The 18,927-nt window shown below is 59.2% G+C and carries 18 protein-coding genes and 1 pseudogene; 12 read left to right on the top strand and 7 right to left on the bottom strand.

What is annotated here, in order from left to right; all coding sequences use genetic code 11:
- Positions 1 to 37 precede the first annotated feature (37 nt).
- The 3 genes and pseudogenes from AB3X96_RS34180 to AB3X96_RS34170 all read right to left on the bottom strand — a co-directional run bounded on the left by AB3X96_RS34180 (position 38) and on the right by AB3X96_RS34170 (position 1,450).
- Entirely contained in the window at positions 38 to 712 is a 675-nt protein-coding gene (locus AB3X96_RS34180; RefSeq protein ID WP_368593150.1) for an FMN-dependent NADH-azoreductase, read from the bottom strand.
- Positions 709 to 930 (bottom strand): annotated as a pseudogene (locus AB3X96_RS34175) (GNAT family N-acetyltransferase); the annotation flags it as partial. The gene AB3X96_RS34180 and the pseudogene AB3X96_RS34175, both read right to left, overlap by 4 nt.
- 103 nt (positions 931 to 1,033) lie before the next feature.
- Positions 1,034 to 1,450 carry a nuclear transport factor 2 family protein gene (locus tag AB3X96_RS34170; RefSeq protein ID WP_368593149.1) on the bottom strand — a complete coding sequence of 139 codons (417 nt, stop codon included), beginning with the start codon at positions 1,448 to 1,450 and terminating at the stop codon, positions 1,034 to 1,036.
- Positions 1,451 to 1,608: 158 nt separating this feature from the next.
- Between AB3X96_RS34170 and AB3X96_RS34165 the strand changes: the two genes are divergently transcribed.
- Positions 1,609 to 2,550 carry a LysR family transcriptional regulator gene (locus AB3X96_RS34165; protein WP_368593206.1) on the top strand — a complete coding sequence of 314 codons (942 nt, stop codon included), beginning with the start codon at positions 1,609 to 1,611 and terminating at the stop codon, positions 2,548 to 2,550.
- Between the two features lie 143 nt (positions 2,551 to 2,693).
- Positions 2,694 to 4,220 (top strand): hybrid sensor histidine kinase/response regulator, encoded by a 1,527-nt coding sequence (locus tag AB3X96_RS34160; RefSeq protein WP_368593148.1) that lies wholly within the window; start codon positions 2,694 to 2,696, stop codon positions 4,218 to 4,220.
- 34 nt (positions 4,221 to 4,254) lie between these two features.
- On the opposite strand, the gene AB3X96_RS34155 is transcribed toward AB3X96_RS34160, so the two are convergent.
- Positions 4,255 to 4,950 (bottom strand): response regulator, encoded by a 696-nt coding sequence (locus AB3X96_RS34155; RefSeq protein WP_368593147.1) that lies wholly within the window; start codon positions 4,948 to 4,950, stop codon positions 4,255 to 4,257.
- Positions 4,951 to 5,574: 624 nt separating this feature from the next.
- On the opposite strand from AB3X96_RS34155, the gene AB3X96_RS34150 reads away from it, so the two are divergent.
- From AB3X96_RS34150 to AB3X96_RS34105, 10 genes are all read left to right on the top strand, one after another.
- Positions 5,575 to 6,864 carry a glycine betaine/L-proline ABC transporter ATP-binding protein gene (locus tag AB3X96_RS34150; protein WP_368593146.1) on the top strand — a complete coding sequence of 430 codons (1,290 nt, stop codon included), beginning with the start codon at positions 5,575 to 5,577 and terminating at the stop codon, positions 6,862 to 6,864.
- On the top strand, positions 6,861 to 7,742 hold the full coding sequence (locus tag AB3X96_RS34145) for an ABC transporter permease (protein ID WP_368593145.1): 882 nt from the start codon (positions 6,861 to 6,863) through the stop codon (positions 7,740 to 7,742). Before AB3X96_RS34150 ends, AB3X96_RS34145 begins: the two co-directional genes overlap by 4 nt.
- 140 nt (positions 7,743 to 7,882) lie before the next feature.
- A complete protein-coding gene (locus tag AB3X96_RS34140; protein WP_368593144.1) occupies positions 7,883 to 8,764 on the top strand; it encodes a glycine betaine ABC transporter substrate-binding protein in 882 nt (293 codons plus the stop codon).
- A 122-nt stretch (positions 8,765 to 8,886) separates the two neighbouring features.
- Positions 8,887 to 10,182 carry a serine hydroxymethyltransferase gene (gene glyA, locus AB3X96_RS34135; RefSeq protein ID WP_368593143.1) on the top strand — a complete coding sequence of 432 codons (1,296 nt, stop codon included), beginning with the start codon at positions 8,887 to 8,889 and terminating at the stop codon, positions 10,180 to 10,182.
- 74 nt (positions 10,183 to 10,256) lie between these two features.
- Positions 10,257 to 11,144 (top strand): dihydrodipicolinate synthase family protein, encoded by an 888-nt coding sequence (locus tag AB3X96_RS34130; protein WP_368593142.1) that lies wholly within the window; start codon positions 10,257 to 10,259, stop codon positions 11,142 to 11,144.
- Between the two features lie 5 nt (positions 11,145 to 11,149).
- Positions 11,150 to 12,481 (top strand): NAD(P)/FAD-dependent oxidoreductase, encoded by a 1,332-nt coding sequence (locus AB3X96_RS34125; protein ID WP_368593141.1) that lies wholly within the window; start codon positions 11,150 to 11,152, stop codon positions 12,479 to 12,481.
- A gap of 17 nt (positions 12,482 to 12,498) precedes the next feature.
- Entirely contained in the window at positions 12,499 to 13,992 is a 1,494-nt protein-coding gene (locus AB3X96_RS34120; protein WP_368593140.1) for an aldehyde dehydrogenase, read from the top strand.
- Between the two features lie 371 nt (positions 13,993 to 14,363).
- Positions 14,364 to 15,365 (top strand): LysR substrate-binding domain-containing protein, encoded by a 1,002-nt coding sequence (locus tag AB3X96_RS34115; protein WP_176110615.1) that lies wholly within the window; start codon positions 14,364 to 14,366, stop codon positions 15,363 to 15,365.
- 85 nt (positions 15,366 to 15,450) lie between these two features.
- Positions 15,451 to 16,485 (top strand): GlxA family transcriptional regulator, encoded by a 1,035-nt coding sequence (locus tag AB3X96_RS34110; protein WP_368593139.1) that lies wholly within the window; start codon positions 15,451 to 15,453, stop codon positions 16,483 to 16,485.
- Between the two features lie 134 nt (positions 16,486 to 16,619).
- Positions 16,620 to 17,693 (top strand): phytanoyl-CoA dioxygenase family protein, encoded by a 1,074-nt coding sequence (locus AB3X96_RS34105; RefSeq protein ID WP_368593138.1) that lies wholly within the window; start codon positions 16,620 to 16,622, stop codon positions 17,691 to 17,693.
- Between the two features lie 68 nt (positions 17,694 to 17,761).
- Here the strand turns inward: AB3X96_RS34105 and AB3X96_RS34100 are convergent, their stop codons facing one another.
- The 3 genes from AB3X96_RS34100 to AB3X96_RS34090 are packed head-to-tail and all read right to left on the bottom strand — an operon-like array spanning position 17,762 to position 18,926.
- Positions 17,762 to 18,154, bottom strand: coding sequence for a Na+/H+ antiporter subunit G (locus AB3X96_RS34100; RefSeq protein WP_368593137.1), 393 nt, complete (start codon positions 18,152 to 18,154; stop codon positions 17,762 to 17,764).
- An 8-nt stretch (positions 18,155 to 18,162) separates the two neighbouring features.
- Positions 18,163 to 18,438 carry a K+/H+ antiporter subunit F gene (locus tag AB3X96_RS34095; protein WP_008922284.1) on the bottom strand — a complete coding sequence of 92 codons (276 nt, stop codon included), beginning with the start codon at positions 18,436 to 18,438 and terminating at the stop codon, positions 18,163 to 18,165.
- Entirely contained in the window at positions 18,432 to 18,926 is a 495-nt protein-coding gene (locus AB3X96_RS34090; protein ID WP_176109035.1) for a Na+/H+ antiporter subunit E, read from the bottom strand. Before AB3X96_RS34090 ends, AB3X96_RS34095 begins: the two co-directional genes overlap by 7 nt.
- Between the last annotated feature and the right edge of the window lies 1 nt (position 18,927).

Below are 18,927 nucleotides of genomic sequence, written 5' to 3'. Positions count from 1 at the left end.
GAAAAGGACATCCATAACGCAACCCCTCCGGCGTGCGTTATGCGCACTGCGCAGCTGTACGCGCCGCTACACTTGCGCTGCCTGCCGCCTGTGCGGCAAGTGAGGCGAACACCGAACAGCCGGTGAGTTGATTGCGCGCCGCAGCGAGCGCCTCGGCTATCGTTGCTTCGCCCATGACAAGCCCCTGCAGGAGAAGAAACTCGAGATTATGGACGCCGATCGAGCCCAGTGCGTAGCGTAGATACGGCGTCAGGAAATCCGGCTGCCGCGCGTGTTCGCCGTTATGGACTCCGCCTGAACCGACGATCACGATGGTCGGCCGGTCGTGCATCCGTCCAACCTTGCCTTCCGGTGTCGCGGCGAACGTGCGTTCGATGCGCAGCGTGTAATCGATCCACAGCTTGAGTGCGGCTGGCACCGTGAAGTTGTGCATCGGCGTGTTAATAATGAGCGCATCCGTCGTTTCGATTTCACCGATCAGTTGCTCGGAAATATCGAACTGCGACTTATCCGGCATGCGCGACGTGATGGCGCGCGCGTAGTCGCGTGAGACCGGTGGCAGCGGCGCGGCTGCCAGGTCGCGTACGATCATCTTGATGGCCGATGCAGCGGCTGCGGCGTGCTCGCGCAGCATGCCGACGATTTCGGCGGCAAAGCGGTAGCCGTGGCTCGCCTCGCCGTGCGGGCTGGCGTTGATCAGCAAGATTTTCATGACGTGAACTCCACAGGATGGGAAAGAGGCGTGAGTGGTTCGACGAGATGCAAGCCTCGAGCAAGCAGCCCATTGCGGAAATAAAAGCGTTGCGCAAGCGGCATGTACAGGCCTGTGTCGAGCACAAATTGCGGGCAGTCGGCTTCGCGCACGACTTTCCGTACTGCGTCGAGCAGTTGCGCACCGATACCGCCACGCTGCAGCCTGCTATCGACAACCTGAATTCGACTAGGCCACCTGGCAGACGTATTGTGGCGCTAGCCGACCACAGCGCGTTTCGATTGAGTATTCCTCGACGTGTTCCGGTCGGGCATTAACTAGTCAGGAAGATTGGTCCGCGGGAACTAGCATGAGTGCCGCTCCTCCCAATTTTTGAGCGAGTTTTTGCTGAACAGCGACAACCGCGGGGAGCGGGCGCCATGCAACGGTCATGCGGTCGACAAGGCCGGCGTCGTTTAGATGCATGTGATCCATGCCATCGATCACGTGCTCACCGAATCTGATTGTGAAGACGGCGACAAAGTCGGCATTGTCGCGCAGGAGGAGCTTCGGTTCGAAGGCGTCCACAGTGCTGAGAAGCTTGGCGAGGACATCGGCGACACGCTCTTTTCCCGCGAAGGGTGTGGGGGCGATCGGGCTGCGGAGCACAACGTTCTCTGCCATGTGGGCCATTGTCGCCTCGACGTGACGTCCGCCCATTGCTTCGAGGTAAGCGTCGAGATGTTCAGTGGTAGTCATGTGGATTTTCTCCTGTTTAAACGGAATCCAAATAAAGGCGCGCGATCTTTCGACACCATCGTAGTCGCATTGACCCGGCGTGATTAACGGGGGTACCGTTCTTGTCAGCGATGACAAAAACGTCATTAATAAAATCCTTGGGAGGCAGCGTGGAGCATTTGAGCGTGTTAGGAGGGCTGGATGTCTTTGTACGGACTGCGCAGACACGCAGTTTTGCCGCAGCAGGGCGAAGTCTCGGCGTCTCGGCGTCAGCCGTCAGTAAAAGCATCTCGCGACTTGAAGAGCGCATTGGCGTGCGCCTTTTTCAGCGCAGCACGAGGAGCGTCGGTCTTACGTCGGAAGGTGAAGTGTTTCTGGAAAGATGCAAACGTATCCTCGGGGAAGTTCAGGCAGCCGAAGATGAACTCAATGCAATGGCACAACACCCACGCGGGAGGCTGAGGGTTGGGCTGTCACTTTCCGCGGGGCTTCCGCTGCCCGTGCTTTCCGCATTCATGGAAGGCCATCCGGACATTGAACTCGATCTGGATTTCACTGATCGACTGGTCGATGTGATCGACGAAGGATTTGACGTAGTGATTCGAGGGAGCGCGCTTCGGGACTCGCGGCTGGTGTCACGTCCGCTTGGATCCTGGCGAGCGTGTCTGGTGGCTGCGCCAGCCTATCTGGAAAGAAAAGGAACCCCCATTGAGCCGAATGACCTTTTGAATCACGCATGTCTGCACTATCGCTGGGCCACTACAGGGAGTCTCTATCAATGGCCCCTGCGGCATTCGACATTCACCGCAACAGGCTCGTCGCTGCCCTTGACGATGGTATGCAACAGTCTGGACGTTTTGCTCTATATGGTCCTGACGGGACGCGGGATCACATGCGTGCCGGACTTCGCGGTAAAGAACGCGGTCGCTGATGGGCGCTTGAAGACCATACTGGATACCTACGTTTCGGATTCCAACAAATTGCATATAGTGTGGCCCAGCAATCGAAAAATGACGCCAAAAGTGCGCGTATTCGTAGATTTTGTCAGTGCCCATTTTTCCCGACAGCTCGTCGTCGGATCAGATGACCAGAAGCGACAGAGGGGGCGGCGCCCAACTTGACTACCTTTCGGCTTTCGCTGGGACGCTTGCTCCAGGTTGTGGGCAATGTGCTCCGCGGCTGAACGCTCACCCACGATCGTTCAATACGACGCCGTAGCGGCTGCGTATTCTCGATGCACACCCACACTTGAACGGAGAGAACGATGTCGGCATCAGCACATCAATTCGGTTTTCTGCGTTTGCGCGCAAAGGTGACGTTGCTGCTGACGCTCGGCGCAACCGCCGCGATCCTGCTGGCCCAACTCGTTACGCAGGGAATCGATCCGGACCTCTTCTGGGCGGGCATGTTCTACATCGCCAACGTCGTGGTGATCGGACATAGCGTGAACGTGAATGCCGAGCGGCACGTGCGCGATCGCTATCTCGCAGTGCAGGCGCTTGCGCACAGCAATGGCGCGTTGCAAGGTGCCAATGTGGAACTCGCGCGCAAGCATCAGGATCTGGAGCAGGCGCGGCGCGAGCAGCAGACGCGCTCGGATGCGCTGATGGCGTTGCGCGAGCAGCAGAAAGAAGCCGCCGAGCAGGCGAGCCGCGCCAAATCGCGCTTTCTCGCGGCGGCGGCGCATGATCTGCGGCAGCCGATGCACGCGCTGAACATGTTCCTCGCGGCTGCCGACGAGGCGCTTGCGAAGCACGACATCGAAACTTCTACCGCACTTATAGGCGATGCACGCAAGGCTTCGGCGCTGAGCGCGCGACTCTTCAATGCCGTGCTCGATCTGTCGAAGCTCGAGTCTGGCCACGTCAAACCGAGCTATTCGGGTGTCGATCTGGACCGCGTCGCGCAGGATGTCGTCGAGCAACTGAAGCCGTTCGCGGCGAGTCTCGGCGTGAAGCTGCGCTACTCGCGCGGCGGCCGCAACTGCGCGATGGTCAGGACCGACGCTGACTGGATTCCGCGCGTGCTGAGCAACCTCGTTTCAAACGGCATCAAATACGCGGATCGCGAGAAGGCCGGACGTTGCGCCGTCATCGTCGCGATCGTGCGCATGCGAAATTACGTGCGCGTCGATGTCGTCGACAACGGCATCGGTATCGCGTCGAAGCATTGGGACGCGATTTTCCAACCCTTCGTGCAGATCAGCAATCCCGAACGCGATCGGGAAAAAGGCTTGGGCCTCGGGCTATCGATCGTGAATGCCGCGGTGTCGCTGATGGAAGGTCACCGGATGGAGTTCAAGTCGATCGAGGGCAAAGGCTCGCGGTTTTCAATTCGTTTGCCGGTTGCGCAAGCCGGCACCGAAGTGACCGTACCGATTACGGACGTCGCGCCTTCGCGGGCTTCGTTGCGCGGCCTGTATATTCTGCTGGTCGAAGACGACAGGCTGGTGCGCGCGTCGACCGAGGCCTTGTTCGGGCAGTGGGGCGTGTTGTTCGATTCCGCGAATTCACTCGCTGAACTGGAGGCCTTGGCGCATACGATCGAACGCTTGCCCGATCTTGTGATTACCGACTATCGGCTGCCCGAGCGTCACACGGCGCACGACGTGGTCCATTTGATCGCGGCGCAATTGCCGCGGCCGGTGCCGTGTCTCGTCATTACCGGCGAGGCCGGCATCAATGCGCAGGGCGTTTTACCGGAGCGTTGCATTCTCAGCAAGCCGCTTTCCGCCGATACGCTGGCGGCGCGCATGGTCGAACTGGCCAGCCGTCAACGCAGTGTCGTTTAGCAGTCGCGCACAGCGCTTGCGTATAACCAGCGCCTCAGCTTGCCGATGCTTGCGCGGCGGTGGGAATCTCGATACCGCGGCGCGCCATCTCGACGATCAGGAAAGTGCGCCGCGATACGTTGAAGCGGCTCAACAGATCGCTGATGTACTCCTTCGCGGTGTTCTCCGTGATGCTCATTTTTCGCGCGATCGCCTTGTTCGATAGTCCATGCAGCACGTAGCGCAAGGTCTGCGCGAGTCGCGGCGGCAGATTCAGCGAGTCGATCGGAATGCCTTTGCTGGGCGCCGGCGCTTGTGGTGTGTGTCCGCCTTTGCCGAGCACGCTATTGGGCAGGTACACACGTCCATTCAGAATTGTTTGCAGGGCCTCGCGAAATACCGCGCCGCCTTCTTCGTTGGCTTTGGAAATGAAGCCGCCCGCGCCATTCTTGATGCAGTCGAGCACCGTTTCGCGATCGTCGCGCGCGGAGAGCATCACGACGTGTAACGACAGTTCCTGCTGCTGCACCCAATGCAACAACTCGAGCCCGGTGTGCTCGCGCCCTAGCTGATAGTCGAGAAAGATCAGGTCATAAGCGTCGCGCTGCAACCGTTCGACGGCTTCCTCATAGCTGCCGGCTTCATCGATATCGAGCGTCGGCTCCGAACTGAGGATCAGGCTTTTCATCGCCGAGCGCGTTAGCCCTTCGTCTTCGACCAGCAGAACGCGGCGAAAAAACAGATTGTCCATGACACCCTCCCGGTCTTAACCATCGTAGCGAGATTTGGGGGGGCTGGAATCCCTCCCTTTCGGGGGACGATTCGCTCGTCGCACTTCTTCTGCTCGCGTTCCGTTCCATCAGTTTTTCGATAGGCAAGTTACGCAGGATTCCGATAGACCTAGGACATTCCCCTATACGGCGTCCCAAGCTTTGTAAGCTTCGAATGTTCGGATTGTTCCTTCTGCCGGCAATGGTCAGCCGCAAACCCAAGCCCGCTTTGACTTCAAACGAATTCCACGTGCAGTCGCGCTTTTCTGCGAAAACTACACAAAAGCGCCCCATTACCAAAGGTATGGAAAAGTACCCAGAAAATGTAGCTGGGTAGTGCAATTTGACGCGCTACTCTGCAATACATGCATTAGGCACCATTGAACGCGATGACGGCGCATGATTATTCTGCGCCCTACGCGAAAAATAGCGTTTCGTTCAATTGCATGGCGCTGCGATGTTTGCTTTCGGCTCTTGCATTCGCACTTCTGCGATGAAACTGGCTCGGAGGCGGCTAAAAGAAGCGAGACACGCAAGTGGCGGCCCTGCAAAGGTCGATACGTCACGCGCTTCAATTTTTTGAACCTGCCAGTTGAGATGACAGAATGGCCCAAAACCTGACGTTCGCACCAGGAGACGTAGTCCATCCCGGTGCAATCAACGCGGAAGACGCTTCCGCCGCAGCGAAACCAATCGCAGTCTCCGGGACCGATATTCTTTCGGTCAAGAATCTGTCGAAAATCTTCGGGCCGAAGCCAGAGCGTGCCGCTGACCTCGTGAAGCAAGGTCTCGGTCGGAACGATATTTTCGAAAAGACCGGCAACATGGTTGCAGTCAATAACGTCAGTCTCACCGTCAAGGCGGGCGAGATCTTCGTGGTGATGGGCCTGTCGGGTTCCGGTAAATCGACGCTGGTTCGACTGCTCAACCGCCTGATTGAACCCACGTCCGGCCAGGTGGTTCTCGAAGGCCGTGACATCGCACCGATGTCCACCTCGGAACTGCGCGAAGTTCGCCGCAAGAAGATGGCGATGGTGTTCCAGTCGTTTGCGCTTCTGCCGAACCGCACGGTGCTCGACAACATCGCGTACGGACTCGAGGTCGCTGGTCTGAAGAGGGCCGAACGGTACGAAATCGCGCGTGCCGCGCTGACGGGAGTCGGTCTGGGCTCGTACGAAAAGCTGCTTCCCAGCGAATTGTCCGGCGGCATGCAGCAGCGCGTCGGCCTTGCACGCGCACTGGCAGTGAACCCTTCGGTGCTTCTGATGGACGAGGCGTTCTCGGCACTCGATCCGCTGATACGGTTCGAAATGCAGAACGAGCTTTTGCGGCTACAGAAGGAAGAGCAGCGGACCATCGTGTTCATTTCGCACGACATCGAGGAAGCCATCAAGATTGGCGGCCGGATTGGCATCATGAAGGACGGCTGTCTGATTCAGGTCGGCACACCTGCCGAGTTTATCCAGTCGCCTGTAGACGCGTACGTGCGGGACTTCTTCCGCAATGTCGACGTCTCCCGCTTTCTCAGGGCTTCCACGCTGATGACCGGGGTAGACCGAAGGCTGCTGTCTTGCGACATCGGCACGTCCGCTGAGCGTTACCTCAATCATCTCATCGATAGCGGCATGGAATGCGGCTATGTATGCGACGGGGCAGGTCGATATCAGGGCTGTGTCACGCCAGCATCACTTCACAAGGCGGGTACGCGTCCGGTACGGGACGCGCTGCTCCGCGATGTGAATGCGGTTTCACTCGATGCGGACTTGCACGAACTCGCTTCCATCGCATTGAGTCAGGAACACGACGTACCCGTCACTGATACGGCCGGAAAGCTCGCAGGCGTCGTGTCCTGCCGGACGATACTGAAGCAGGTTATGGAACGGAGGGCAGCATGAATTCGTCAATCATCGGCAAGTTTGCGGAAGACGCCGTCAATTTTCTCTTTCAGCATTTCCGGGGCGGCTTCGACGCATTCTCTGCGGCGCTAGGAGCAGTGGTCAAACTGTTGGAGGACGGACTAGGCGCCATCCCATTCGTCGCCATGCTCGTCATCTTCGTGGCTTTCGCGCTATGGCGGCGCGGCATCGTGTTTGCGGTGTTCGTGGGCATTGCGCTGTCGGCGATCCATTACATGGGACTGTGGACTCAAACCGTCTCCACGCTCGCGCTCGTTTTTGCCGCAACATTCTTCAGTCTGGTCGTTGGTGTGCCACTGGGTATCTGGGGGGCAAGGAACAAGAGGGTAGAAGTGGTCTTGCGCTCACTGCTCGATTTCATGCAGACGATGCCAGCCTTTGTCTATCTGATTCCGGCCGTCATCCTGTTCGGATTGGGACGTGTTCCAGCCGTGATTGCCACTGTCGTTTTTGCCATGCCGCCCGTCGTGCGTCTCACCACGCTGGGTATCCGGCAGGTGCGGGAAGAGTTGCTGGAGGCAGGGCGCTCTTTTGGCAGCACGGACATGCAACTTCTCTGGAAAATCCAGTTGCCGAACGCGCTGCCGTCCATCATGGCCGGCGTGAACCAGACCATCATGATGGCGCTTTCGATGGTCGTCATCGCATCGATGATTGGCGCCGGTGGCTTGGGTGAGTATGTGCTGAGCGGCATTCAACGGCTCGACATCGGGATCGGCTTCGAAGGTGGCCTCGGAGTCGTATTGCTTGCCATCGTGCTCGATCGCCTGACCGAAAGCTTCGGCATGAAGGCGAAGAAAGCAAAACGCAGCGGGCGAGCAGCAAAAGCCGGCACAGGCGCGGCGGCTCATACCTGACGGAGACCACCTGTTGCCGCGGATTGCACGGCCGGTGCGGTGCGATCAGCAAAGGCAGTATCTAGATTAAGTACCGGGCCCGTCGTTTAGCCGAGTCCATCGAATATTCAAATGATTTTCTCTTCACGTAGGAGTGCGATATGAAAAGCCATCTGCTCAAGTCGCTTATTGCGAAAGTAGCGATATCGGCAGTCGTTGCCATGAGCGTCGGCGCTGGGCCTGCCGTCGGGGCCGAACCAATCAAGATGGCAGTAACAAACTGGGCAGACGTGTTGGCCGTTGCGAACGTGGCCAAATACGTGCTCGAGACCAGGCTTCAGCAGCCGGTCAAGTTTGTGCAGGCGGATATCGGCATTCAGTATCAGGGCGTCGCGCGTGGCGACCTCGACATCATGGTGGGAGGATGGCTGCCGGTCACCCACGCGGCCTATTACGCGAGGTACAAGAACGATATGGATGATGTCGGCGTCATCTACACGGGAGGCAGGAACGGCTGGGCCGTGCCGGCGTACGTTCCCGAGTCGGAACTGTCGTCCATTTCCGACCTCAACAAGCCGGACGTCAAGGCCAGGCTGAATGGGACGATCGACGGCATTGAGCCGGGCGGTGGCTTGATGCAGGCGTCAGAAAAGACCATCAAGGGCTACGACCTCAACGGCTACAACCTGCAGTCGTCGAGTGAGGCCGGCATGCTCGCTGGCGTCTCGCGGGCCTATCAGTCGAAGCAATGGGTGGTTGCCACGGTGTGGAGTCCCCACTGGCTTTTCCAGAAGTGGCAGATGCGTTATCTGAAGGACCCGAAAGGCACCTTGGGTGGCGAGGAGCAGGTTCACGCCTTCGCGTCCAAACAGTTCGCAACCAAGTATCCCCGTGCTGATGTCTTCTTCAAGCATTTCAAGCTGACGCTCGCTGACGTCGAATCGATCGAGTACGAAGGCAATACCACGAACGACTATGCGAGCGCAGCGAAAAAATTCGTCGACGCACATCCTGACAAGCTGAAGGACTGGTTGCAGCAGTAGGCAAAGGGCGATTTCGCCGGGAGCGAGTGGAGTTCGTCCCGTTCGCGGTGAGTCGGCCATTGCCCGCGTCAACTGTCGTACTTGCAAGTCTTGCTTCAAACGATTTGATCCGGAGTGAACACGTGAACGAGAACTCACACTTTTTTGCTGAAACCCTCCAGAGCCGCGACCCGGTTATCGCATCAGAAATTGCGCTGGAGTTGCGGCGGCAGCAAACGCAGATCGAGCTGATTGCGTCCGAAAACATCGTCTCGGCTGCGGTGATGGAAGCGCAGGGTACCGTGCTGACCAACAAGTACGCCGAGGGATACCCGTCGAAGCGCTATTACGGCGGCTGCGAGCACGTGGATAGGGTGGAAGCGCTCGCCATTGACCGCGTCAAAGCCCTGTTCGAAGCCGAATACGCGAACGTGCAGCCTCATTCGGGAGCGCAGGCGAACGGCGCTGTGATGTTGGCGCTCGTGAGGCCGGGCGACACCGTGATGGGCATGTCGCTCGATGCGGGCGGCCACCTGACGCACGGAGCCCGCCCGGCACTTTCCGGCAAGTGGTTCAACGCTGTCCAGTACGGCGTAAGCCCGGATACGTACCGCATCGACTACGAGCAGGTTCGGCGGCTCGCCCAAGAGCACCGTCCTAAGCTCATTATCGCGGGCTATTCGGCCTATCCACGCGCTTTGGATTTCGCTGAATTCCGCGAGATTGCCGATAGCGTTGGCGCGCTACTGATGGTCGATATGGCGCACATCGCGGGCATCGTTGCAGCCGGCCGGCACGAGAATCCTATTCGCTTCGCAGATGTGGTGACGTCGACTACCCACAAGACGCTTCGCGGTCCGCGAGGCGGGTTCATCCTGACGAACCACGGCGACATTGCCAGGAAAATCAATTCGGCCGTATTCCCAGGCCTGCAAGGTGGTCCGCTAATGCACGTCATCGCGGGTAAAGCGGTGGCCTTCGGCGAAGCGCTTCGTCCGGAATTCTCGGCGTATATCGACCGGGTGTTGCGTAACGCACATGCGCTCGGCAACGTTCTCAAGTCGGGTGGCCTGAACCTCGTGACGGGTGGAACGGACAACCACCTGCTGCTCGTTGATTTGCGCTCGAAGCGCCTGACCGGTACGCAGGCTGAAAAGGCACTCGAGCGTGCGGGCATCACCTGCAACAAGAACGGTATTCCATTCGACACGGAGAACCCAACCGTCACTTCGGGAATCCGGCTTGGCACACCTGCAGGTACCACTCGCGGTTTTGGAACCGAGCAGTTCGAGCAGGTTGGACACATGATTCTGGAGGTTTTGGCCGCACTCGAACAAGCTCCCGACGGCGACGAACGGGTCGAGCGTGCTGTACGCGGCCGCGTGCGAGACCTCTGCAACCAGTTCCCGATTTACTCACATGCGGACGCGCTCGTTTAACCCACAAGAGAGCGAAATGACTTCGAGAAGTCGTCGGAAAACGTTGCCATTCCTTATTTGAAGAGAGAACCAACATGAGCTTCGAGGGAGTACATACGCCGCTGGTTACGCCGTTCAAGGCGGACGGCGAAATCAATTACGAATTGCTCGGCAAGCATGCTGCCAAGCTGGCGGGGCGTGTCGCGGGTCTGGGAGTCGGCGGGACCACGGGCGAATACTACGCGCTCAGTTTCGACGAGCGTGTCCGGACGTTCAACACCGTAGCCGAAGCAGCAGGCGGCAAAACGTATCTGACGGCCGGCATCAACGCGACTACGACGAATGAAGTCATTCGCCTCGGGCAGGAAGCGAAGCGCGCAGGTCTGCCTGCATTGCTGCTTGCCGCGCCGTACTACGCCCAGCCGACGCAGGAAGAACTGCTGACCCACATGCTGAAGGTGGACGACAGTCTGGACATGCCGATCATGCTTTATAACTTCCCGGCCCGCACGGGAACGGATATTGGCGATGCCGTGCTGGAAAAGCTGCTCGAACGCGCGAACTTCGTCGCGATGAAGGAGAGCACCGGCGATATTTCGCATTTGCATCACCTTGCCACGCACTTCCGCGACCGGCTGGTGCTGAGCTGCGGCATGGACGACCAGGCGCTCGAGTTCTTCGTTTGGGGCGTAAAGAGCTGGGTCGGAGGCGCGTCCAACTTCCTGCCGGAAGCTCACACCGCGCTGTTCGATGCGTGCGTAAAGCGCAATGATTTCGAATCCGGCCGCAAGCTGATGGCCCAACTGCTGCCTGTGCTCGAACTGCTGGAGCGCAGCGGGAAGTTTATTCAATACGTTCGATACGGATGTGAGCTGGCAGGTATGCCTGTCGGTGTCGCCCGGGCGCCGCTCGGCACGTTATCGGAAGACGAGCGCAGCGCGTTCTCCAGGCTGGTTCAACCCCTGTTGCGCGACGCGCAGTAACGTTCATGGCCTCGAACCTGGAATTCGCGCGCTTCCCGGCTCCGGATGGGGTGAACGGGTGGTGGGAAAGTCTGCCGCCGCCTCGCCCCGCCGATACCGTCTCGTCTGTACGGCGATTCGACTGGGTGATTATCGGCGGTGGAATCACGGGGCTATGCGCTGCCCGGCGGCTGGCTGAATTGGCGCCCGCCGCCTCGATAGCACTCGTCGAGGCCGACCGTATTGGGCGCACCACAGCCGGACGCAATTCCGGGTTCTTCGTCGATTTGCCGCATGACATCAGCAGCGAAAGCTATTCGCGAAGCGTTGAGGCGGACAAGGCGGATATTCGACTGCAACGCCACGGTATCGACTACGTACGGTCGGTGGTGAAGCAACAGGGCATCGACTGCGACTGGCGAGATGACGGCAAATTCCATGCTTCGGTGAACAGGAAGGGTCACGCGGCACTGACTCACTTCGCCGACGGACTCGCTCGCATCGAGGAAGACTTTGAATGGCTGGACGAAGCCGCTATCGCGAAGGTGACTGGCACCGGGTTTTACCACGGAGCGCTCTTCACGCCAGGATGCAGCACAGTCCAGCCGGCAGCCCTGATGCGTGGCCTTGCCGCGACTCTGCCGGCAAATGTGAAGGTATTCGAGCTCAGCGCGGTGAAGGGAATCGAGGAACAGGGGGCGAACAAAGTCTTGAGCTTTGCCGCAGGGAAAATCGTGGCGAAGCGCGTGATTCGTTGCACCAATGCCTACGCGGCGACATTCGGCGGGCATCCGAACGGTCTGTTGCCCGTATACACGTTTGCGTCGATGACCCGTGTGATGACGCCGGACGAAGTGCGGCAACTGGGCGGCACGCGCTCATGGGCACTGATTCCGGCCGACCCGATGGGTTCGACTGTGCGGCGTCTGATTACCGACCGCATCTGCGTTCGCAATCATTTCGCGTTCCGGCCCAGCCTCGAGTTGTCGGAAGCTGATCTCGCGAAGGCGAAGAACCTGCATCAACGCTCGTTCGAGCGGCGCTTTCCGATGCTGAAGGACGTTGAGCTCGAGTACACCTGGGGCGGGCCGCTGTGTCTGTCGGTCAACAACGGGGCACTTTTTGGGCGCCGTGGCGATGGTGTTTTCGAAGCCGTCGGGTGCAATGGTCTGGGTCTGAGCAGGGGCTCCGCGTCAGGGAAGCTGATCGCCGAATACGCACTCGGTCACGACAACGACCTCGTTCACCAGCTATTGAATCAACCGCATCCGCGCTCGCTGCCGGTTCGTCCCATTGCCGACGTCGCTGTCACCGCGGCTATCTGGATGAAGGAATTTTCGGCGGGAGCCGAGCTTTAAATCTGTGAGGACAGGATATGACGAGCTATCAGGAATGGAAGCAAAGGGCAGAGAACTTGTCGCTGGACGGACGAGCGTTTATCGGCGGGCAACGATGTCCGGCGGCATCGAACGAGACATTCCAGACCCTGAATCCGTCGACGGGAAAAGTACTGGCCGGGATTGCGAAGTGCGAATCGAAAGATATCGACCGGGCAGTCGTGGCGGCGAGGGATGCGTTCGAGTCCGGAGTGTGGTCAAAGGCAGCACCCGCAGAGCGAAAAGCAGTGCTTCTGCGTCTCGCGCAACTGATTGAGGAAAACGCCGAAGAGCTGGCGCTTCTCGAGGCGCTCGAGGCCGGCAAGCCAATCAGCGAGTGCATGGGACTGGACATCCCGGAGTCGGCGGCATGCATCCGCTGGCATGCGGAAGTCACCGACAAGCGATACGACGCGCTGTCGCCGTCGGGCGCGAGCGTCGTGAGCATGATTACCCGTGAACCGATTGGTGTCGTGGGCGCAGTGTTGCCGTGGAATTTCCCGGCGCTGATGCTCGCGTGGAAAATTGGTCCGGCGCTTTCGGTCGGCAACAGCGTCATCGTGAAACCCGCGGAGCAGACGTCTCTATCCACGTTGCGCATCGCGGACCTGGCGTTGCAAGCCGGCGTGCCTGCGGGTGTGTTTAGCGTCGTTACCGGCTTCGGCCAAAGCGCAGGCGAGGCATTGGGCCGACATGCCGACGTCGACCTCGTTGCGTTTACCGGCTCGACGGAAACGGGAAAGCGATTCCTTCATTATTCCGCCGACACCAACCTTAAGCGGGTCGTGCTGGAATGCGGTGGCAAGAACCCGCAAGTGGTGCTTCCCGACGTCGCGAATCTCGATGCTGTTGCTGAGCAGGCGGTGGCCGCCGCGTTCTGGAACATGGGCGAGAACTGCAGCGCGGGCTCGCGGATTCTCGTTCCGTCTGCCACCAAGGCGCAGTTGCTCGATAAGGTACAGGCCGTTCTCGAAGGATGGAAGACGGGCGACCCGCTCGACCCCGAGGTGAAGCTCGGCTCTCTGATTGAAGAAAAGCACTATGAAAAAGTGCTCGCGCACATCGAGAAGGCGAAGTCGGAAGGGGCGCGCCTGGTTTGTGGCGGCAAGGCCACTCGCACTGGCACGGGCGGATGGTTTGTCGAGCCGACCATCTTCGATAACGTCACGCCGGAGATGAGCATCGCACGTGAAGAGGTCTTTGGTCCTGTCGTCTGCTTTATCGAATACGCTGATGTCGACGAAGCGGTGCGGATTGCCAACGATACGTGCTACGGACTGGCCGCATCGCTGTGGACCGACAACGTCAATCACGCGCACAAGATTGCAGCTCGTATCCGCGCGGGTACGGTGACGGTGAACTGCTTCGGCGAAGGCGACCTGTCGACGCCATTCGGCGGCTTCAAGCAATCCGGCTTCGGCGGTCGTGACAAGTCCGTTTATGCGCACGACCAGTATTGCGAGCTGAAGACCACCTGGCTGAAGCTGGATTGAATCCGTCCAGACGAAACAACCGTTCTCAGCGATGGTCGCGCAAAGCATGACACCTGGCGGCATCAATGAGCAGATGCACAGCGAACTCAGTCGTCAAGGGGCATACGATCTGTACAAGGAGGCCCTTGATGGGGTGCTGAAGCGAATCCAGGGGCACGCATAGCAGGCAGCCGCGAAGCGTAATATAGACAGATGGGGCGGCTGACATTGGCTGCCTGCTCTCGTCAGCTAACCCGAAGACTCACAAACCATTTCTGCGCGAGAGCGCTTTGGCTCGGACGTGGGTTCGACGCACTGTCAGGGGCAGTGCGCGGCGTTCACGGCGCTATCTTCAGGCCGCCCGGGCGCTTCCGCTTCACAGGGTGATAGCCATGCAAAAGAAACAGGTGTTTGCCGACCGATTGCTCACTCAGATGCCGTCTTTACGGGCGCTCAAATGCTTCGTCACGGCCGCTCGATACGAAAGCTTCACACAGGCAGCCGAGGTGCTGTGTGTTACGCAGGCGGCAATCAGCAGACAAATCAAGGAACTCGAAGACTCGCTCGAAGTTGCGCTGTTCGAGCGCACGGGAAGGCACATCGCGCTCACCGACGCGGGGCGCATTCTGTACAACGCGTCCTATCTGTCCATCATGAACATCGCCGAGGCGGCACAGGCGGTACGCCGGACCGACAAACATGCGCTGACGCTGTGCGTTTCGCACACTTTCTCGGCGCTATGGCTGTCGTTCAGGCTGCCCTCGTTCCGCAAGCGCTTTCCAGACATCCGGTTGCACGTGATGGTGACGGAGCATTTCATGGAACTCGATGATCTGATGGAACCGGACATCATCATCACCAAGAATCCGCCACGCGAACCGGAATACGAAACCGAGCCGCTCTTTCATGATGTCGTGTATCCGGTCTGCAGCCAGTCGTTTTACGAGCGTCATTTTCAAGGCAGGTACGTGAAACCGCTGGACCTTCTGTCGCACGCCACGCTCAATCTTTCGTTGTTGGGGCGAGCCCAGATTTGCGAACACGTCGACTGGTCCGTGTGGCGAAACTGGTTTCAGGAAGGTGATGGTCCGGACAAACTGGTCGAGAACGAACGCCTGGAAAGCAACGACTATCGACTTCTGGTATCGCAAGCTGAAGCTGGCGAGGGCACCCTGCTTGGCTGGCATCACCTCGTTCACCGCCAGGTCGAGCAAGGGATACTGGTTCGTCCGGTACAAAACGCGCTGGAATTTCACGACCGGCATCATTACTTGATCACGCACAAGAACGCAAAACTTCGTCCGGAATACCTTCAGTTCCGCGCATGGCTCGGGGAGGAAGTGGGCGCAATGATGCGCGAATGGCGAGGTGTCGAGGCCGAAACGACGAAATAAGGCGTGCGGATCTCGGTCGCGGAACGTGCGAACGTCGTTGCATGATGGTCGCGGCCAACTCAGCAAGCATTAATGCAGGCAGTTCATGTTTAACGATCCAATGAGCCCCAAAGCCAGTGCCACGCGGCCACTTCGCTTTGGAATCGTGCTGCTGCCCAACTTCACGTTAACCGCATTTTCGGGGTTCGTGGATGTGCTCAGGTTGGCAAGCGATGAAAGCGACATGAGCAGACACGTTCGCTGTTCGTGGACCATCGTCGGGGAGTCGCTGGTTCCAGTCAGAGCAAGCTGTGGAATTCAGGTAACGCCGTGGACGACTTTCGATGAGGCGGGGTCCTTCGATTACGTCGTGGTCGTCGGTGGATTGTTGCACTCGGGACCGCCCGCAAGCAAAGCCACGATTCAGTTCATTCATGATGCAGCGGCAACATCAGCGACGCTGGTCGGAATCTGCACTGGGGTGTTTGCGTTGATGCGCGCCGAGGTCATGGACGGATATCGGATGTGTGTGAGCTGGTTTCACTATTGGGACTTCGTCGAGCGTTTTCCTGGCGTGGACGAACGCAATCTCGTTGCCGACCGGCTCTTCGTCATCGACCGACGTCGCATTACGTGCTCGGGCGGGCGCGCTTCCATCGACGTTGCCGCAGCTATTTTGCTGCGACATTTTGAGGCGACGATCGTACAAAAGGCGCTGCGTATCATGCTCGTCGATGATGCACAAAAGGGAAACGCCCCCCAGCCATACCCACCGGGGCTCGAACCGGCGACGCATCCCAAGGTAAGGCGCGCAATCCTGCTGATGGAGCAGCACATCGGGCAGCCGCTTTGCATGGCTGAACTGGCGCGACGTCTCGAGATGTCGGTCCGTCAGATCGAACGTCTGTTTACGGCGCAGACAGGCAAGTCGCCCCAGGCGTATGCACGACAGATTCGGATACGAATGGCATCGTGGCTGCTTACCGGTTCGGACCGCACGGTCGCTGACATTGCTTCCTCGTGCGGCTTTTCGGACGCTTCTCACCTTGGCCGCGAGTTCAGAAAGGAATTTGGCGAATCGCCTAACGCTTATCGCGTGGCGCGACCGCCGAGTCAAACACATGCGTTTGCCGATGCTTAGCGATTGACGAGCGTGATGGCCCGGTCGCGAGCGGCGCTGCGCATAGTGACGACAAGGGAAGGGTGGTGCGGCAAAACCAACGTGCTAGACTGCGTCGGTGGTCATTCGCAACATAAACATTGCCGATACCCAACATGAATACTTCGTTCGTGAATCCGTTGCCAGGCGTTCCCGATGTCGAATCGCCGTTCTTCGACGAGCTATTCGCCCAGAAGGAGGCATCTGAAAACGTTTTACGTGTGGCCAGACAACTGCGTGAGAATGGCTTTGCGATTATCGATTTTCCAGATCCCGAGTTCGACGCTCGCGCGGAGCGAATCAAATCGAAATTCCATGGAAGGTTTGATTTCGACCACTGGCGCGACGAGCTCTGGTATAAAAATGACGGCATGAGAGTGCAGGACGCGTGGGAGAACGACGCGGACGTGAGATCGCTGGCCTCCAATCCACAGATTCTTCATCTTCTTTTCCAGCTCTACGGGCGCCGCGCCATCCCATTTCAGACCTTGAACTTTCCTGTCGGAACCCAGCAGGCTATCCACAACGACGCCATACACTTTTCGTGCGTTCCCGAGCGCTTCATGTGCGGCGTATGGGTCGCCCTCGAAGACGTGGACGGCACCAATGGCGCGCTCGAATACTATCCGGGCAGTCACAAGTTTCCGACCTATGTGAACGAGCATATGGGCGTCTGCTCGGCGACGCAGCACAAGCCGACGGCCCACTACGCTCAATACCTGAACCTCTGGAAGCAGTTGATCAGCAAAGCGGGAATCGCGCCGGTAACGTTCCACGCCAGGAAGGGGCAAGCACTGATTTGGGCTTCGAACCTGCTGCATGGCGGCTCGAAGCAATCCGATCCAACCCGCACCCGTTGGAGTCAGGTCACGCACTATTACTTCGAAAACTGCGTGTACTACACCCCTGTGGTATCTGACCCGGCGTTCGGTCAGACCCACTACCGACAGATCAAGGATGCCAGCACGGGTTTCATACAGCCCAACATTTATTCTGGAGTCGAGGTCGAGCATGCCGTGATCGAACGCAGCATGCCTGATGCGTTCGAGCCTTACGCGAGGCCGAAACTCCCAGCGGACTTCGATCCCGCGGTGTACCTGCAACTCAATCCCGACGTCGCGGCAGCCAATGCAGATCCCGCGGCGCACTTCCTCGAATACGGATGTCGGGAAGGGCGTCGGTGGCGGTAGCCTGCCCGTGGCATGCTGGCAACTGATGTCGCGCGGATCATCACGAGAAGCGCGACGCCCGGCAAGCCTCACCTCTCGTCGTTCTCACGCAGGTCCTCCGTATCCCCCCGGTTCGCACTCGCCCCCGTGGCAGGTGGACGCCCCCGCGTCGCCCGCCACAGCGGCACCCCCTGCTGGGTTCCAGCCTTGGCCAGCATATGTGCACTGATTGGCGCGGTAAGAAACAGGAACGCCGGAATCAGCAACTCATGCAGGCTCGCGAAGTTGTTATGTGCGCTGAAATACACCACCGACGCGAGCACGATGCCGCCCACACCGAGCGTGGTCGACTTGGTCGGACCGTGCAGCCGCATGAAAAAGTCAGGCAGTCGCGCGAGCCCGACCGCCCCGATCAGCGTAAACAGACTGCCGACGAGCAACAGCAAACAAACGATCGCTTCGACAAAGGTTTCCATCGGCATACCTCACGCTAGTTGAGTTCGATGATGTCGCCGCGCTGCAGGTACTTGGTGAGCGCGACGGTGCCCACGAAACCCATCACCGCGATCAGCAACGCCACCTCGAAGAGAACCGTCGAGCGCAGGCTGATGCCGTACACGACGATCAGCGCGATCGCATTGATGTTCAGCGTGTCGAGCGCGACGATGCGATCGGGCAGCGACGGACCGCGCACGAGGCGCCACAGCGTGAGCAGGAACGCGATGCCGAGGATCGCGAGCGAGATCGGAATCACGATGGCTAGCATGCGAAGATCTCCATCAAAGGGGCTTCATAACGGGACTTGATCAGCGCGATGAGCGCCGCTTCGTCGTCGAGGTCGAGCACGTGCACGGTAAGGCGCGTGCGGTCGTCGCTGAGTTCGGCGCACAGCGTGCCGGGGCTCAGCGAGACCACGCTGATGAGGACCGTGAGCGCGATTTCGTGGGTGCTGTCGAGAGGCACTTCGATGAACGCCGGGCGCAGCCGGCTGGTCGGGCCGAGCACGAGCAGCGCGACCTCGACGTTGGCCACGATGATGTCGACCAACACATGCCAGGCGAGACGCACGAGCAGCCGCGGCCGGCCAAAGTGCATCGGCCGCAGCCACAAGCCTTCGGCGACGCGAAAGGAGATCACGCAGCCGAGCACGGCGCCGAGCAGCAGATTGCCCGGCGAGACGTCGTTCATCAGCAGCACCCAGCAGATGATCAGCAACACGGTGAGCCACGGGTGGGGGAAGAGCCTTTTCAGCATC

Source organism: Paraburkholderia sp. BR13439 (assembly GCF_040948805.1).
GTDB lineage: Bacteria > Pseudomonadota > Gammaproteobacteria > Burkholderiales > Burkholderiaceae > Paraburkholderia > Paraburkholderia youngii.
The sequence above is the reverse complement of the archived record's forward strand: the minus strand, read 5'-3'. Positions and strand labels throughout refer to the sequence as shown.

What these genes read in the sequence shown, in the direction of transcription:
- AB3X96_RS34105 (WP_368593138.1), top strand. Translation starts at nt 16,620, where the DNA reads ATGAATACTTCGTTCGTGAATCCGTTGCCAGGCGTTCCCGATGTCGAA.
- AB3X96_RS34125 (WP_368593141.1), top strand. Translation starts at nt 11,150, where the DNA reads ATGGCCTCGAACCTGGAATTCGCGCGCTTCCCGGCTCCGGATGGGGTG.
- AB3X96_RS34115 (WP_176110615.1), top strand. Translation starts at nt 14,364, where the DNA reads ATGCAAAAGAAACAGGTGTTTGCCGACCGATTGCTCACTCAGATGCCG.
- AB3X96_RS34180 (WP_368593150.1), bottom strand. Translation starts at nt 712, where the DNA reads ATGAAAATCTTGCTGATCAACGCCAGCCCGCACGGCGAGGCGAGCCAC.
- AB3X96_RS34145 (WP_368593145.1), top strand. Translation starts at nt 6,861, where the DNA reads ATGAATTCGTCAATCATCGGCAAGTTTGCGGAAGACGCCGTCAATTTT.
- AB3X96_RS34150 (WP_368593146.1), top strand. Translation starts at nt 5,575, where the DNA reads ATGGCCCAAAACCTGACGTTCGCACCAGGAGACGTAGTCCATCCCGGT.
- AB3X96_RS34160 (WP_368593148.1), top strand. Translation starts at nt 2,694, where the DNA reads ATGTCGGCATCAGCACATCAATTCGGTTTTCTGCGTTTGCGCGCAAAG.
- AB3X96_RS34170 (WP_368593149.1), bottom strand. Translation starts at nt 1,450, where the DNA reads ATGACTACCACTGAACATCTCGACGCTTACCTCGAAGCAATGGGCGGA.
- AB3X96_RS34100 (WP_368593137.1), bottom strand. Translation starts at nt 18,154, where the DNA reads ATGCCGATGGAAACCTTTGTCGAAGCGATCGTTTGTTTGCTGTTGCTC.
- AB3X96_RS34090 (WP_176109035.1), bottom strand. Translation starts at nt 18,926, where the DNA reads ATGCTGAAAAGGCTCTTCCCCCACCCGTGGCTCACCGTGTTGCTGATC.
- AB3X96_RS34130 (WP_368593142.1), top strand. Translation starts at nt 10,257, where the DNA reads ATGAGCTTCGAGGGAGTACATACGCCGCTGGTTACGCCGTTCAAGGCG.
- AB3X96_RS34110 (WP_368593139.1), top strand. Translation starts at nt 15,451, where the DNA reads ATGTTTAACGATCCAATGAGCCCCAAAGCCAGTGCCACGCGGCCACTT.
- AB3X96_RS34140 (WP_368593144.1), top strand. Translation starts at nt 7,883, where the DNA reads ATGAAAAGCCATCTGCTCAAGTCGCTTATTGCGAAAGTAGCGATATCG.
- AB3X96_RS34155 (WP_368593147.1), bottom strand. Translation starts at nt 4,950, where the DNA reads ATGGACAATCTGTTTTTTCGCCGCGTTCTGCTGGTCGAAGACGAAGGG.
- AB3X96_RS34120 (WP_368593140.1), top strand. Translation starts at nt 12,499, where the DNA reads ATGACGAGCTATCAGGAATGGAAGCAAAGGGCAGAGAACTTGTCGCTG.
- AB3X96_RS34095 (WP_008922284.1), bottom strand. Translation starts at nt 18,438, where the DNA reads ATGCTAGCCATCGTGATTCCGATCTCGCTCGCGATCCTCGGCATCGCG.